The sequence below is a fragment of the Amycolatopsis sp. NPDC004378 genome (assembly GCF_053602455.1).
Window position 1 is genome coordinate 1 of record NZ_JBSGDR010000038.1, and the last position, 14866, is coordinate 14866.

The following is a 14866-nucleotide window of genomic DNA, read 5'->3' on the forward strand; positions in this document are numbered from 1 at the left end:
CGACGTCATCTACGCCATGCTCCGCAACGGCACCCACTACCGACACCCCCAACCAGCCCCCGCCGCGGCTTGACAACCAGATAGGGACACCCCCCGGGGGGCGAGGCATGATTTGTTCGTCGAGGAGCTTGGGCTAGCGCCGGAGGACCTGGAGGGTGCGGTTCCACCAGCTGGTGATTTCGTTGCGGAGGGCGGGTTCTTCGCGGGGGCGGTCCTGCGCAGGGCGGGCATGTCGGCGGCGAAGCTTGCGGCGATGGCGGGGTCGAGTGCGGCTGCGGCGCGGAGGATGCAGCTGCGCAGGCGTCGCGTGGTCCGGTTTGTCGTCGTCGGTGGCGAGTAGGATGCAGGCTGTAGTGGCGGGATCGAGGAACAGCTCGCGAGCGGCCCGGGCTGACGTGTCGGGGGTGGTGGTTGCCGCAGCCGTGATCAGCGACAGGAGATCGCGGGCCTGCCGGATCCGTCGGCTGGACCTGCCCGATGCGGGAAGTAGCCTGCACAGGCTCCGGCGGTGCTGGTCAGCAATGGTTCGTGCTGGCCGGCGCGCGACAGAGCCGCCCGAGCGACTCGACGATGCCGACGTCGAGGTCCCGCCCGCCGACGCGCTGGTGCTGGCCGGGCGAGGCCGGTTGCTGAGTGCGGCCGATTGGCGTGTGCTCACCGGCTGCGCCGCGCAGATCGGCTCGGCCGTGCGCGAACGCCGCCTGGCTCGCAGCGCCGACGAGGCAGCCGAACGGGAGGCGGCCGACCGCGCCGGCGGCGGGTTCGCTGCAGCGGAACCCTTGCGGTCCATCCAACTTTGGCCGGAGCGGACCGGCAAGATCGCGGTGGGCGAACTTACGAGATAGTCGAACTTACGAGATAGTCGCGCGGCGCGGGCGGACGCGCGCCGGGCGATAATTCCTTCACAGCGGCTCGGGTGATGTTGACGGCACGCTGACCCGGCTCGCGGGCCCGCCGTTGGCGACGTTGGAGTATCGGATGTACCTGGTCGAGGTGGTGGTTGTGCTCCGGTTCATGAAGCATGCGCAGGAGCTCGGGTTCACGCTCGATGAGGTCGCGGAACTGCTGCGGCCGGCCGATGGCGGCCCGGACGGGTGCGAACCGGCCAGAGCCACGGCTGTTGAGCGCGTTGCCGGTCCGGAACGCCGGATCGCCGATCCGGAGCGGATGCGGGCGTCGTCGGCCGAGCTGGTGGCGACGTGCGACCGCTCGCGTCCGGACCGCCGATGCCCCTTGCTGCACGCACTGCAGTCCGAGCCGGGAGGTGCACGGTGAAGCTGGAGATCCTTCAGGTCTCCGACTGCCCGAATGTCGCCCTGCTGGAGCAGCGGCTGGACGAGGCGCTCGGTGACCGGTCCGGGGTCACGCGGCACCGCCAGGTGATCGACGACCTCGACGCGGCAGGGGCAGCCGGGATGACCGGGTCGCCGACTCTGCTGGTGGACGGCGTCGATCCGTTCGCGGGGCCGGGGTTGACGCCGAGCGTGTCCTGTCGGCTGTATCGCGCCGAAGACGGCCACGTCCAGGGCGCGCCGTCCGTGACCGACCTCCGGCAGGTCCTGAGCACCCCCGTCGGCGACGAGAACCCGAGTACGTCGGGGACGCCGTAACCGATCAGGCGCGGCAGTGCTGCCTGGTCCTGGAGGGCCCTCCTGCGGCGTTCGCGACCACCGGCGCCCCGGCCCGTACCGAGGACCTGAACGGGCTGATGCCGGTGTTCGGCGTGTCGAGACGTGCGCCATCGACGCTCTCGGTATCCCGGAGATGCTCGCTGCCGACGCTGTGATTGCCACCCGCGGACAAGCCCTGATCCGAGCCCGGGCACACCCGAGATCGTCGGGGAGATTCTGACACCCGGCCAGGCCGAGCAGTTCGGTCGCACCGTCTTCGGCGCGTTGCTCAGGCAGCAATCCCGGCGCAATAGTTCACGGCTCCTCGTCCGTGCTCTGGCGGCGATACTGTCGGGGGTCACTCTGAGGGGTGCCGACACCCGGAGGCACGCGATGACCGCACAGCCTGCGCACGAGGACGCCACGACGTCTGCGCCACGGTGCTGGTGTTGCGGTGCCGAACGACGCGATGACGAACTGGTTCACCTCGGCAACCACCCTGAGGTCGCGGTCTGCGCCGGCTGCGCCCGGAGGCTCCACCGGCGCGCCACCGAGATCGAGGACGTTCGGCACCCCACGACGGCGGCCCGGTTGCGAGCCGTCGTCCTCTCCGCTCGCGCCCGCGTCATCGACAGGGGCTGGCATCAGAGGGGCGTCCTGGGCGCGCTGCTCCGCCGGGCTGACCGCCACCTGCCCTGACCCGAACGGGTCAGCCCTGTCGGTTCTCCCCGTTGAAACCACCAGATAGTTCACCGATTGCTGTTATGTCAGCATCTAATGTACTGTTTGGGCCGTGCTGACGTGTGAAGCTCGCGGTGCCGCGCTCGCCCGGCTCGGCCGAGCGCTCGCGGACCCGACCCGGTGCAAGATCCTGGTCGCCCTGCTCGACGGCGTGAGCTACCCCGGCCAACTGGCCGACCAGCTCGGCTTGAGTCGCTCGAACGTGTCCAACCACCTGGCCTGCCTGCGCGGCTGTGGCCTGGTCGTGGCTACTTACGAAGGCCGCCAGGTCCGCTATGCCCTGGCCGACGCCCACCTCGCCCGCGCGCTCCGGGAGCTCGTTCAGGTCGTCCTCGCCGTCGATACCAAACAACCCTGCGTCGACGACGAACCCGTGGCCGCCACCACGACCAGCACCAGGACGATCCGATGAGCAAACACACCGACCGCCGCGAACTCCCGTTGACGATGGCCGGCGTGCCGGCCGATGGCTGTTCCGACGGCTGCTGCGCAGCGCCCGACACCACCACCGCGCCATCCGTGAGCTCGCAACGGCGCACGGTCCTCTCCCGCCGGGTGCGGCTGCTGGTCGCGGTTACCATCACCTACAACGTCGTCGAAGCCGTCGTCGCGATCTTCGCCGGAACGATCGCCTCCTCGACCGCGCTGATCGGCTTCGGTCTGGACTCCGTTATCGAGGTCGCCTCCGCCGCCGCGGTCGCCTGGCAGTTCTCCGGCACGGACCCCGAGGCCCGTGAACGCAGCGCGCTGAAGGTGATCGCGGTGTCGTTCTTCGCCCTCGCCACCTATGTCACCGTCGAATCCGTGCGGGCCTTGTTCGGTGCCGACCTGGCCTGGCACTCCACCGCCGGCATCGTGCTCGCCGCCGTTTCCCTTGCCGTGATGCCGTTCCTGTCCTACGCCCAGCGTCGCGCCGGCCGCGAACTCGGCTCCGCCAGCGCCGTCGCAGACTCCAAGCAAACGCTGCTGTGCACCTACCTCTCCGGAGTGCTGCTCGTCGGCCTGCTCCTCAACAGCCTCTTCGGCTGGTACTGGGCCGACCCGCTCGTCGCCCTCGTCATCGCCGCCGTCGCCGTCAAGGAAGGTCGTGAGGCCTGGCGTGGTGAGCACTGTTGCTGATCGCCTACTCAAGGCCCCGGGCGCGCGCATGATGCGAGCGGCTGAGCAGCGTTGACCGGTTGATTCTGGTGGGACTGCTTGCGTGAATCGCGTCGACCGTGGCGCTTGCCCGCCTGACCCGGCGCAGCCCGTTCTACCTCAGCCGGCCCAGCGTGCCACTGCTCACCGCGGCCTCGCCGTGGTGACCGCCGCCGCGGTACTACCCGCCACGCCGCGCGCCGGCGATCTCGGGTTCGCGCCGGTGCCAGACCGGTTCATCTTCGTGCTGGTGCTGATGGTCATCGGCTACCTCGTCCTGGTCAAGCACTGGTTCTTCCGCACACTTCCCGCAGCACCAGCCCGGCGTCCCCGCGCACGGGGATACCGGACACGCCGGCGACCAGCCCGGTTCAGCTCCGGCGCGCGGTGCTGAACGTCAAGATTGTGGCGGCCGAAGGGCGAGGGTCTGGTTCAGCGCCTGCCGGGCCCAGTTCCGGATCGCGTCCCAGTCCCGCAGGTCCCGTCGTTGCCGGTTCGTGCGTCGGGGCGGGTCGACACCGCCGAACACGGTGACGGCGACCGGATGCAGCCAGGACCGTTTGGCCACGGCCCGGTCGAGCTGCGCGCGAGAGCGGCTCCAGGCGTCCTCGTCGTCGGTGCGCGGCCCCATCCCGAACACGGCGACCGGCACTCCGGTGGCGAGCTCCCGGCGGTGCTGCTTGAGGAACCGATGGGCGTCGCGATGCCAGCGTCCGGAGTACAGCGCATCGCCCAGCACGACGAGGTCGCGCCCGGCCAGCGATTCGCGGGCCCGCCTCGCCGGGCGAAGGTCGACTTCCTCGGTGTGCTCACGAGTGTTGTCTCTATCGCTTCGGCGACCTGTTGGGACGAGCCTTTCTCGGTCGCGTGCACCACCAGAACGTCCATGACACACCGCTGGATGATCTTCGTCGAGCGGTGGCAGTTGCTGCCGTGATCGGATGGCCGGTGAGCCGAACAGCTCGGTCAGCCGACACCAACGTCATGACCCGCAACAGTTAGCTTCGGCTGAGCATGGCTGTGAAGCTCCGGGCTGCGACTCGGTCACAGTCATCGTGTCGTGATGTCGATCCGGATGTGGTCGCCGGCTGGGACGACGTAGACCGTGTCGCGCCCCTTGCGCCAGGCGGCGGCCACCAGCAGATAGTGCTCGGGGGTATGGCTCAGGGAAACCAGTCCGGTGTAGCGGAAGTGGTACTTCGAGCGGTCCTGGTCCAGTTTGCCCACCGTGACCCCCGGCCCGGTGATAGCCAGCCGCTCCACGCTGTAGAGGGTGAGGGAGGGCCGGGTGGGCAGCCCGGCCGCGATGTTGCGTGCCACTCCCAGGCCGGTCTTCTGGGCGTAGAGGGCGATGCTCCAGAGCACGCCGACGACGGCCAGTCCGATCAGCAGCAGTCCGTGCAGACCGCGCGACTTCCGTGGTACCCGCCGGTCCGGGCGTTCGCCGGACGCACGCAGGTGATCCGCATAGGCGAGCAGACAGGCCGCGCCGAGCAGCGACCGCGGCAACGCCACGCCGAGCGCGTTGCCCACCGTCACCGGCAGCAGCAACCCGGTCACGACGAGCCCGATCAGGGCGACGCCGGCGGCCCGGCAAGCGCCGATCCCGGCGCCGGCCAGACGCCGGTGTCGGGTCCCCGGTGTCGCGCGGGCTGCGGGCGCCAGGACCGTCCGGTGCAGGGCGGCCGTGGTGAGGGCGGCGATCCCGCTGCCGATCAGTGGCAGGAAGGCCGAGTTGATGCTGCGCAGGGCGTAGTCGGCGGGGCCGAAGCCGAGCACGCCGGTGTCGACGCCGAAGTAGCTCCAGGTGGCCTGGCTGCGGACCCATCCGAAGTAGTACAGCAGCGCGGAGATCAGCACCCGTCCGGGATAGCAGGGTGGTTGCACGGGTCCACAGCGTCGAACACGGGCCGGCGGCGCCGGTCACCGGATCGGCGGGGGCTCGGTCGTCGAAGAGGTATCGGTTTCGCTCGTGGTCGTAGGGGTCTGCGTCGGCTCGGGATGAGCGGTGTCGTCACCCGTGGTTCGGGTCGGCTGTCGGATGAGACTGCTTCATGGGACGCCGTCTCGCTCGTGCGTGCCGAGTCACCGCCGACCGCCGGGGTCGACGACGATGGAGGCCCGGTTCGCTCGTCGCCGCAGCTTTCGGCGGTCAGGAATGGCACCAGCAGCAGCGCGGCCACCGCGCCGACGGCCCGCAGGCCCAGGCTCGTCGTCATCGGTGCGTCCCCGCGAGAGCCGGTTCTCCACAGGAAGTCGCCGGGACGGGGCAGCGTCGTCACAGGCTCGGAGCCCGATCAGCCGAATGGCGTACATCCCGAATATCCGGGTTGATCGATCCCCTGCGCGGACGGGAACTACCCGATCGCGGGCGGTGAATGGGCCTTCGACGTGGTGCAGGAAGCCACGGGTGCGGTGACCGTGCCGGCGGCCGCGCCAGGCGAGCCAAGGACCCTTTGGTGGTCACCGTTGATCAGGAACCGCGTCGGGAAGTTACTAGCTTTGGCTGTGAGTGTGGCGAGGATCGCCGATGCTCTCCGGGGTTCCGCAGCGGCGCCGCATGAACCATGATGTCGCGGTCCGCGATGTGGGTTGTTGGCAAAGGGTGGTGACTACGCTGGTGTCGATCCGCCACGGCGACGGGCGGGCTGCCGCGGGCAACGATCCGGAGTGGAATATCTCGGAGCCCGTGGTGCTGAGCCCGTCGGCCGCGCTGGAAGCCGCGCGGGACGGTGACGACGACGCGTTCCGCGTGCTGTACCGGGCTGTCCAGCCGGGGCTGCTGCGGTACCTGGGGGTCCTGGTCGGCCACGACGCCGAGGACGTCGCGTCGGAGGCCTGGCTGCAGGTGGCGCGGAACCTGGGAAAGTTCCGCGGCGAGCTGGACGGCTTCCGCGGCTGGGTGGCGACCATCGCGCGGCACCGGGCCATCGATCACCTCCGGAACCGGCGTCGGCGTCCGGTCGCCGTGGAGCGGGTCGAGGAGTTCTCCGACGTGCCCGGACGTGAGGACACCGCGGGGTCGGCCGTCGAGGCGATCGGCACCGACGCGGCGCTCGCCCTGATCGCGGAACTTCCCCGGGAACAGGCCGAAGCGGTGCTGCTGCGGGTCGTCATGGGGCTCGACGCACCGGCCGCGGCCAAGGTGCTGGGTAAACGCCCCGGCGCCGTGCGGACCGCGGCCTACCGGGGCCTGCGCACGCTCGCCGAGCGGCTGCCACCTCCGGAAGCGGGGCAAAGTCGCAGGTCAGAGGCTGGTGTGACAGAAACGAAGGCGTCGACGCTGAAGGAGGTGAGATGAGCACACACCGTTCTCGACGACTCGAACGGCGCACCGCCGAGGAACTCCTCGACGGCTCGCCGGGCGGGCGCGACCACGCGCTGAACGCTTTGCTCGCTGCCGCGGCCGGGGCGGCGAGTGAGGCTGAACTGCGTGGGGAACACGCCGCGGTGGCGGCGTTCCGGGCCGCTCGTCTCGCCCCAGTCCCTCGACCCCGGAGACGTTCGATGATCAAGATCGCCTTGGCGAAACTGCTCACAGCCAAGTTCGCGGTGGCGGCCGCCGCGACCGCGGCGGTGACCGCTGGAGGTGTCGCCGCGGTGGCGGCGTCCGGCACCTTCCCCGGTTCGCCGGACTCGCACTCCGCGAGCACGCCGGCGAGTGCCGGCGATTCGGCCAAGTCGCGCGTGCCGGCCACCGAGGCGAGCGAGTCTTCCCACGGCGAAGCGAAGAGCACCGGCACCACCGGCGCGTCCGGCGGGTCACCGTCCCCCTCGCTGGCCGGCCTGTGCCACGCCTACTCCGCCGGCGACAAGGCGGAACACGGGAAAGCCTTGGACAGCCCGGCCTTCACCGTCCTGATCACCACCGCGGGCGGCAAGGACAAGGTCGACGCCTACTGCGCGAAGACCCTCACCGAGGAGGCCGGCCACGGCTCGAACGGCACCGAGTCGCCGTCGGCCACGAACGACCACACCCCGCCGCCCCACCCGACCGAGGGGCAGGGCGACACCCACCGGAACGTGCCCACGGTCACCAAGCCCACCCATCCCTGACGCGCCGAGTCCTGACCCCGCTCGCGGGCAGGCACTCGGCGGGTGTGCGCGCCTGTCGGGGTTTGCCACACCGTCGTGAGTGGAGAGTGCTGCGGGGAACGACTGCACTCTCCACTCACGGCCTCCGGTTCGGCGGCACTTCCTCCCTCCCCCCAGGGAAGAGTCGCCGGTTGAGAAGCGGGTGGCGATCTCTCTCCTCCCCCCCATCGGGAGATCGCCACCCGCATTCAGCGGCATCCCCGCATCCTGGCGGAGCGGCTCCCCTGCGGGCCGTTCTGTGTCAGTGAGGACCGACGGTTGACAGTGGCGACCACTGGTCGGCGGTCATCTCAGCGACGCTGATCTTCGAATGGGCAACCTGTCCGGCGGTTCCCTGTGGAGGGTTCCCTTCAACGGATCGAATCTGGCTCGTGCCAATCTTGCCAAGGTGCATAGGCGTTACCCGCGGTTGTTGACCGATCTTCCATCGACTGGTCGGCGCACCGTGCTTGTTGTGCGGGCTCGACGTTTCGTGTGTGCGGATGCGGAGTGTCCGAGGCCGGCTCCTCGGCCGGGCGCCAGCAGCCATAGTCGGCAGCAGCGCGATCGTCGCCAGGCACAGCTCGGACTCGCGCGCCAGCTTCGCTTCTGGTGCCGCAGCCTTACCGATGACCACCTCCCTGTGTGCTGCGACTGTGTTAGGCCGTCTGGTTTTGTCGGTCTGACGTGACCGCAGTTGCTCGTGGTCGGTGACCGCACCGTGTGTGGTCGCCAGGTCTGTATCCGTGAGATTTGACCGCACTTGGGGGTTGCGGTGAGAGGATGCCCGTGCTCCAGACGAGGGAGCCGGGATGCCTCCCCTCCACAGTCGAAAGTAGAGCTCTACGCCGCGATCCGCCGGGACGCCCGGTCGGGGATATCGGGGCGGGCCTTGGAGCGCAAGTACAACGTCGGCCGCCGCACCGTGGTCAAAGCGATCGCCTCGGCCTGGCCGGAACCGCGGAAGAAGCCCCCGCCGCGGCCGTCGAAGCTGGACCCGTTCGAGCCGGTGATCGACGAATTCCTGCGCACAGACCTGGATGCGCCGCGCAAACAGCGGCACACCGTCAAACGGATCTTCGCCCGGTTGATCGACGAGCACGGCCTGACCGACGTGTCGTATCAGGTCGTCCGCACCTATGTTGCTGCCCGCGCACCGGAGATCCGGGCCGCGGCCGGCCGCGGCCCGGCGGCCGCGTTCATCCCACAGGCTCACCGACCCAGCATGGAGGCCGAGGTCGACTTCGGCGAGATCGCGGTCCGGCTCCGCGGGCAGCAGGTCACCTGCATCCTGTTTGCGCTGCGCTGTTCCTTCTCCGGCAAATCCGTGCGCCGCGCCTTCGCCTCCGGCGGGCAGGAAGCCTTCTTCGAAGGCCACGAGCACGCCTTCCGGACTTTGGGTGGGGCCAGCCGGCCAGATCCGGTATGACAACCTCAAGGCCGCGGTCGCCCAGGTGATCGGGTTCTCCCGGCACCGGGTCGAAACCGACCGCTGGGTCGCCTTCAGATCCCACTGGGGCGTCGAGCCGTTCTACTGCCAGCCCGGCCTGACCGGGGCGCACGAGAAAGGCGGCGTCGAAGGCCAGATCGGCTGGTTCCGCCGCAACCACCTGGTCCCGGTCCCCGAAGTCGAGTCGCTGGCCGAGCTCAACGCCATGATCGACGGCTACGACCTCGCCGACGACGCCCGTCGCATCGGCACCCGGCTCCGCACCATCGGCGAGATGTTCACCATCGAAGCGCCGCTGCTGCGGCCTCTGCCGGGCGAGCCGTTCGAGACCGGCCGCTGGTTCACCCCGCGGGTCAACCGCTACTCACTGGTCAGCGTCCGCACCAACCAGTACTCGGTCCCGGTCCGGTTGATCGGCCGCCGGGTCCGGGTCCTGCTGCACGCCTCCGAGCTGGTCGTGTTCGACGGCCGCACCGATGTCGCCCGCCACGAACGGCTGCTGGCCAAGGGCGGCACCCGCCTCGAACTGGATCACTACCTCGAGGCGCTGCTGCGCAAACCCGGCGCCCTGCCCGGCCCGACCGCGCTCGAGCAGGCCCGCGCCGCCGGCAAGTTCACCCCAGTCCATGACGCCTGGTGGGCCGCGGCCCACAAGGCCCACGGCGAGGCCGAGGGCACCCGCGCGCTGGTCGAGGTTCTGCTACTGCACCGCCGCCTGGCCCACGAGCACGTCGTCGCCGGCCTGGCCGCCGCCCTGCGGCCGGTGCGCTCACCGCCGACGCGGTCGCCCTGGAGGCCCGCAAGAGCGCCGACGCCGACACCACCGCACCCGAACCGGCGCAGAGCCCGGCTGCCGAGGTCACGTCGCTGACGCGCTGCGCCGGTTGGCTCAGCTGCCCGCCGACACCCGGCCGCTGCCCTCGGTCGCGGTCTATGACCAGTTACTGCCCAGCCACCGTCGACGCAGGAAGGGAACACGCTGATGACTACCAGACGCCACCGCGGGCGGACCGAGCAGGCCGCCGACGCCGCCATCGACCAGGCCTGCCGGGCGCTGCGGCTGCCGACCATCCGCGGCCAGTTCCCCGACATCGCCGACGCCGCCGGTCGCGACTAGATGTCCTACCGCGGGTTCCTGGCCGAGCTGTTGATGGCCGAATGCGACGACCGGGCCCGCCGACGTTCCGAGCGCCGGATCAAGGCCGCGGCGTTCCCGCGGGAGAAGTCGTTGCGCGGGTTCGACTTCGACGAGAACCCGAACGTCGACCCGGCGGTCATCCACACCTTGGCCACCTGCGACTGGGTCCGCAAAGGCCTGCCGGTCTGCCTGATCGGTGACTCCGGCACCGGCAAGTCACATCTGCTGATTGCGCTGGGCACCGAGGCCGCGATGGCCGGATTCCGGGTGAGATACACGCTGGCCACCAAGCTGGTCACCGAGCTGGTCGAGGCCGCCGGCGACCTGATACTGACCAAGACGATCGCCCGCTACGGCCGTGTCGATCTTCTCTGCATCGATGAGCTCGGCTACATGGAACTCGACCGCCGCGGCGCCGAGCTGCTGTTCCAGGTTCTCACCGAGCGCGAGGAGAAGGCGTCCGTCGCGATCGCGTCCAACGAAAGCTTCGGCGGCTGGACCAAGACCTTCACCGATCCGCGGCTTTGCGCGGCCGTCGTCGACCGGCTCACCTTCGGCGGCAACATCATAGAAACAGGCACCGACTCCTACCGCCTCGCCCACAGCCGCCGCGCTCAGAACACCAACTGACATCCCTCGACCAGCACGATCAGCGCCCGGCTAGGAGCTGCTGGCCACCGGGCACGGAGGTTTCGCCGCCCCCGCCGACCCTCATGGCGCGTGATGCTTGGCAGGCTGGCCCTTGTGCTGGTCGATCTGCTGCCCACCCTGCTTGCCGCCTCACTCGCCGCGTTCCTGCTCGCCCTGCTCTCCGCGGTCGCCGGGTTCGGCGGCGGGGTCTTGCTGCTGCCGGTCTTCACCGCGCTGTTCGGCCTGCGCGTCGCGGTCCCCATGCTGACCCTGATCCAGCTGTCCTCCAACGGGTCCCGGGTCTGGCTCAACCGCCGCCAGCTGCGCTGGCCCCTGATCGGCTGGTTCGCGCTCGGAGCGATCCCCTGCGCGGTCGCCGGCGGCCTGCTGCTCACCCACGCCCCGCTCACCCCGCTCAAGCGACTCCTGGGCCTGTTCCTGATCGGCGTCGTCGTCTGGCGACGCCGGCAACGCCAACCACGCCCGCCCGCAGAGCCCTCCTTCGCCCTCGTCGGAGCCGCCTCCGGCCTCGGGTCCGCGCTGCTCGGCCCGGTTGGCCCGCTGACCGCGCCGTTCTTCCTCGCCCTCGGCCTGACTCGCGGCGCCTACATCGGCACCGAAGCGGCCAGCGCCCTGACCATGCACTTCACCAAAATCGCCACCTACGGCGCCGGCGACCTGCTCACCCGTCAGGTCCTGCTCTTCGGCCTCGCCCTCACCCCGGCCACCCTGCTCGGCGCCTGGGCAGGCAAGAAAATCCTGGGCCGGATCAGCGAGCGCGTCTTCGTCCTGCTCGTCGAACTCGGCCTCATCGCAGCCGGGGCACTCTTCCTCGCAGGACTCTGATCCCGACTGCGGTCACTTCTCACAGACATTGATCAAGCAAACGACCACCAACCGCGGTTACAAACCACGGACATCCGCGGTCGGTTCACACCGTCACAACCAGCCGTCCAGGGGTAAGCAGGTAACGTGCCCGTCATGCTGGCCCCGTCGGGAGCGATTGGGCAGCTATGACCGGTGAGCGGCGCGTGAGTATACGGGTGGAGCGCCGCAGGGTCGTCCTCGACGACGCCTCTGGTGAGCCGGACACCGCGTCGTGCGTGGGGATCATGGTAGTTCACCACTTTCCCGGATGTCCCGACGACGAACGCTGGTTGCCGATGGGTGATGAGCCGTCGGAGGCTGACGACGAGGCGCTGGTTGTGTTGCTGCGCGACGCTTTGCGGTGGGGCGGCGGCGGCTTCCACCCGGGCTGGTGGAGGTCGTCGCGATGCTGCCGAGTGCGGCTCATCGGCCGCAGGAGCTGGCTTGGCACATAGTGCGTGACGGAACGGCTCGCGGTGGCGGGTTCCTGTGCTCGGCGTGGACACCTCCGGTGCTTCGCCGGTGAAGATCGAGATGTATGGCGGCCCCCGTGCTCGCTCGGTCAAATGCGCGCAGCTGTCCGCTGCGCTTTTCCACCACTACTCGACTGCCGGGTCGCGGATCGGGGTCTGCTCCGTACCCCGGCATGAGCGGGTCGACCTGATTGGCTGCGGCCTGACCAACGATGACGAGTACGACATCGCTGGCCTCTCACCGCTCGCCGTGGTGACTGAGCCCGGTCCCTGTGGCGGGCGTGTCGGTGCGCGTGCGAGCTGGACACCGCCCTCGTCAGGTTGGCCGGCGTAGTCCGGACTGCGGCGTCTCGGCTTTCAATTGCCCAGCCTGCTCGCCCCGTGAATATGTTTGTCCAGCTAGTTCTGCGGCCCATGACCACGCTGAGCTGGGATTTCGGATGTAGAACTTCCGTCGTGACTCGTTCACTGGCAACGGGGACAGCAAGCCAGTTGTCACCAGTGATTTGAGCGGTTGCTGGAGGTTGCTGATCGAGATATCGAGCGAACGGGCGAGGTCAGTGAGGCAGACGATGCCGTCGGGTGACTCCGCGACAGCGAGCATCAGCTCAAGGCGATACCGCTGTCCGAAGGCTGCTTGCGACAGTGCGCGCAGCTTCGTCAAGCGATCTTCCGACATGCTGTCAGCATACGCGGTATCCGTTACGAGTATCCCGTAATGTAGAAGTCAACCGACTAGGGTAGGGATCAGCATGAGTGACCGGTCGTCGATCGAGTGGACGGAAGCAACGTGGAACCCGACCACCGGGTGTGACCGGGTTTCGGCCGGCTGCGACAACTGCTATGCACTTGCCTTGGCCAAGCGGCTCAAGGCGATGGGGGCCGATAAATACCAGACCGACGGTGACCCTCGCACGTCCGGCCCTGGCTTCGGCGTGGCGCTGCACGAGAGCACGTTGCGGCAGCCCTACCGCTGGAGGAACCCGCGTGTCGTCTTCGTCAACTCGATGAGCGATCTCTTTCATGCTCGTGTGCCGCTGACGTTCGTGCAACGGGTCTTCGGGGTGATCGCCGATACACCGCAACACACCTACCAGGTACTGACTAAGCGCTCAGCGCGCCTGCGTAAGCTCGCGGATCGGCTTGACTGGCCACCGAACCTGTGGATGGGAGTCAGTGTCGAAGACGACACGCAGCTATCCCGTATCGATGATCTTCGCAGTGTGCCCGCAGCGGTCCGCTTCCTTTCCTGTGAGCCGTTGCTCGGACCGCTCCCGAACCTGAACCTCGACGGCATCGGCTGGGTCATCACCGGTGGCGAGTCAGGGCCGAACGCACGCGAGCTGGACCGCGACTGGGTCCGTGACATCCGAGACAGCTGCCAGCTCTCGGGCGTCCCGTTCTTCCACAAGCAGTGGGGCGGCCGGACGCCAAAGGCCGGCGGCCGCGAGCTGGATGGGCGTCTCTGGGACGAGATGCCCATCCTGGCCTCCGCCTAATCCCTGCGCCTGATCGTCTGCCGCCGAATCTTTTGCGTCGTGTCCCGTCGATGAACGAACCCGGTGTCATGCAACTGGTCCCAGGCGCGTCGAAGGTGTTTCTCGCGAGCGAGCCCGAGCGTTGCGCCGTAAATGTCAGCGAACGACTCTTCGATCCGCAGCGACGATGTCTGGTCCAGCATGTTCCGGATGTTCGAGGCGATCGTCGCCACCCACCCGTTCTCGAGTTCGGCCTCGATGTCGCGTGCCTCTTGCTCGGTTATGGAGATGATGAGATCTTCGCCGAAGAGGTCGGGAGGCTCTTCGCGACGCCGCCGCGCTAGATCTTCGGAGAGGTCAATCTTGCGAAAGTGCTCACGCCATTCAGTATTGGCTCCCGAGGCGGCTTCGTTGAACTGGTAAGGAGCCGCCTGATGCCTAAAAAAGAGGATCAGGAGGAACAATGGCGGGTGATGCGGCCGCCTTCGGATAGGTACGGAGAAGGACTTGAACCCCGTTGCGGCCAGAACTCGACGACGGAACTCGGTCGCTACCGTTTGAGCGGCCCGCGCGGCAGACCCAGCCTCTCCGGATTCTCTGGCTGCCGTGAACGTATCCCTCCACCAGTCCCCGCCGAGAAACGCATCGATGCGTTCGAGGGTCGCCGAGTTCCCGGACGTAGTCTGCTCGGAGTCTTTCTCCTGGCCCGTGATAAGTCCGCCGATGCGCCACACCATCTCAAGATTCAGATTCAGAAGCACTTCCGTCTTGAGTTCGCTGTCGCGACCCATCAACTGCCTGGTCATCATCTCGTAGGGGAGCGCGGTCCCGAAAGGATCAAGAAAAGCGAGCAGGGGAGACTGACTGGCGATCTCAAGTGCCTCCTCGAGTCGATCCTGGACATCTCCATCAAGTACGTCATAGTTAAGATCTGCGCCAGCTTCGTCAGCGAGAACTTGACGAAGGTTCTCCGCGTACTGAGGTTTCCGCTCGACGAAAATGCAGTGGAGGTCCCGAGACCACTTCGCGATCGTCGTCGCACTGCGCACCGCCAACAGCGGAGACCCGGGTGCCCCGACTGCCTCATCACCTTCGGGTTCGTACCGTCCAGGACCCGCGTAGCCGTCAAGATAGACGACGCGCCCTCCGTCGCTGGTAGACCCGGTCATCGTGGCGAATACCGGCGGATACCGCATCAGCACACCGTGCTTCAGCACAGCAGCGGCCTGTTTGCGCTGGAAGAACACGTCGTTCGCCGTCACCAGCGT

17 protein-coding genes and 1 pseudogene are annotated in these 14866 nt (G+C 68.4%); 13 read left to right on the plus strand and 5 right to left on the minus strand.

Annotation, left to right across the window (positions count from 1 at the left end; all coding sequences use genetic code 11):
- Positions 1-404 precede the first annotated feature (404 nt).
- The 3 genes from ACWEN0_RS47310 to ACWEN0_RS47320 all read left to right on the plus strand — a co-directional run bounded on the left by ACWEN0_RS47310 (position 405) and on the right by ACWEN0_RS47320 (position 1610).
- Positions 405-845, plus strand: coding sequence for a hypothetical protein (locus ACWEN0_RS47310; RefSeq protein WP_451988302.1), 441 nt, complete (start codon positions 405-407; stop codon positions 843-845).
- A gap of 133 nt (positions 846-978) precedes the next feature.
- On the plus strand, positions 979-1275 hold the full coding sequence (locus ACWEN0_RS47315; RefSeq protein ID WP_451988303.1) for a MerR family DNA-binding protein: 297 nt from the start codon (positions 979-981) through the stop codon (positions 1273-1275).
- Positions 1272-1610: a hypothetical protein gene (locus tag ACWEN0_RS47320; RefSeq protein WP_451988304.1), complete on the plus strand. Its 339-nt coding sequence runs from the start codon at positions 1272-1274 to the stop codon at positions 1608-1610. Before ACWEN0_RS47315 ends, ACWEN0_RS47320 begins: the two co-directional genes overlap by 4 nt.
- Before the next feature lie 315 nt (positions 1611-1925).
- Here ACWEN0_RS47320 and ACWEN0_RS47325 read toward each other — a convergent pair whose 3' ends face one another.
- Positions 1926-2363: a hypothetical protein gene (locus ACWEN0_RS47325; protein WP_451988305.1), complete on the minus strand. Its 438-nt coding sequence runs from the start codon at positions 2361-2363 to the stop codon at positions 1926-1928.
- 40 nt (positions 2364-2403) lie between these two features.
- On the opposite strand from ACWEN0_RS47325, the gene cmtR reads away from it, so the two are divergent.
- Both cmtR and ACWEN0_RS47335 read left to right on the plus strand, forming a co-directional pair.
- Positions 2404-2763: a Cd(II)/Pb(II)-sensing metalloregulatory transcriptional regulator CmtR gene (gene cmtR / locus ACWEN0_RS47330; protein ID WP_451988306.1), complete on the plus strand. Its 360-nt coding sequence runs from the start codon at positions 2404-2406 to the stop codon at positions 2761-2763.
- A gap of 35 nt (positions 2764-2798) precedes the next feature.
- Positions 2799-3470: a cation transporter gene (locus tag ACWEN0_RS47335; RefSeq protein ID WP_451988354.1), complete on the plus strand. Its 672-nt coding sequence runs from the start codon at positions 2799-2801 to the stop codon at positions 3468-3470.
- 415 nt (positions 3471-3885) lie between these two features.
- Here ACWEN0_RS47335 and ACWEN0_RS47340 read toward each other — a convergent pair whose 3' ends face one another.
- Positions 3886-4383, minus strand: a complete 498-nt coding sequence (locus ACWEN0_RS47340; protein ID WP_451988307.1) for a flavodoxin domain-containing protein — start codon at positions 4381-4383, stop codon at positions 3886-3888.
- A 155-nt stretch (positions 4384-4538) separates the two neighbouring features.
- Positions 4539-5348 carry a hypothetical protein gene (locus ACWEN0_RS47345; protein ID WP_451988308.1) on the minus strand — a complete coding sequence of 270 codons (810 nt, stop codon included), beginning with the start codon at positions 5346-5348 and terminating at the stop codon, positions 4539-4541.
- A gap of 670 nt (positions 5349-6018) precedes the next feature.
- On the opposite strand from ACWEN0_RS47345, the gene ACWEN0_RS47350 reads away from it, so the two are divergent.
- From ACWEN0_RS47350 to ACWEN0_RS47380, 7 genes and pseudogenes are all read left to right on the plus strand, one after another.
- The gene (locus ACWEN0_RS47350; protein WP_451988309.1) at positions 6019-6789 is read left to right on the plus strand and encodes an RNA polymerase sigma factor; all 771 of its coding nucleotides are present in this window, start codon (positions 6019-6021) and stop codon (positions 6787-6789) included.
- A complete protein-coding gene (locus ACWEN0_RS47355; protein ID WP_451988310.1) occupies positions 6786-7544 on the plus strand; it encodes a hypothetical protein in 759 nt (252 codons plus the stop codon). The genes ACWEN0_RS47350 and ACWEN0_RS47355 overlap by 4 nt, the downstream gene beginning before the upstream one ends.
- 349 nt (positions 7545-7893) lie before the next feature.
- Positions 7894-8253, plus strand: a complete 360-nt coding sequence (locus tag ACWEN0_RS47360; RefSeq protein ID WP_451988311.1) for a transposase family protein — start codon at positions 7894-7896, stop codon at positions 8251-8253.
- Positions 8254-8337: 84 nt separating this feature from the next.
- Positions 8338-9995, plus strand: a pseudogene (istA, locus tag ACWEN0_RS47365) (IS21 family transposase).
- Positions 9995-10129 (plus strand): hypothetical protein, encoded by a 135-nt coding sequence (locus ACWEN0_RS47370; RefSeq protein WP_451988312.1) that lies wholly within the window; start codon positions 9995-9997, stop codon positions 10127-10129. The pseudogene istA and the gene ACWEN0_RS47370 overlap by 1 nt, the downstream one beginning before the upstream one ends.
- Complete coding sequence (gene istB / locus ACWEN0_RS47375) at positions 10130-10780, plus strand: IS21-like element helper ATPase IstB (RefSeq protein ID WP_451988313.1); 651 nt, start codon at positions 10130-10132, stop codon at positions 10778-10780.
- A 114-nt stretch (positions 10781-10894) separates the two neighbouring features.
- Positions 10895-11626 (plus strand): sulfite exporter TauE/SafE family protein, encoded by a 732-nt coding sequence (locus ACWEN0_RS47380; protein ID WP_451988314.1) that lies wholly within the window; start codon positions 10895-10897, stop codon positions 11624-11626.
- 810 nt (positions 11627-12436) lie between these two features.
- Here the strand turns inward: ACWEN0_RS47380 and ACWEN0_RS47385 are convergent.
- Entirely contained in the window at positions 12437-12799 is a 363-nt protein-coding gene (locus ACWEN0_RS47385; RefSeq protein WP_451988315.1) for a hypothetical protein, read from the minus strand.
- Positions 12800-12872: 73 nt separating this feature from the next.
- Here ACWEN0_RS47385 and ACWEN0_RS47390 point away from each other — a divergent pair, with 73 nt between their 5' ends.
- Positions 12873-13619 (plus strand): DUF5131 family protein, encoded by a 747-nt coding sequence (locus ACWEN0_RS47390; RefSeq protein WP_451988316.1) that lies wholly within the window; start codon positions 12873-12875, stop codon positions 13617-13619.
- Here the strand turns inward: ACWEN0_RS47390 and tcmP are convergent.
- Positions 13616-14860, minus strand: coding sequence for a three-Cys-motif partner protein TcmP (gene tcmP, locus ACWEN0_RS47395; protein WP_451988317.1), 1245 nt, complete (start codon positions 14858-14860; stop codon positions 13616-13618). The genes ACWEN0_RS47390 and tcmP overlap by 4 nt on opposite strands.
- Positions 14861-14866 lie beyond the last annotated feature (6 nt).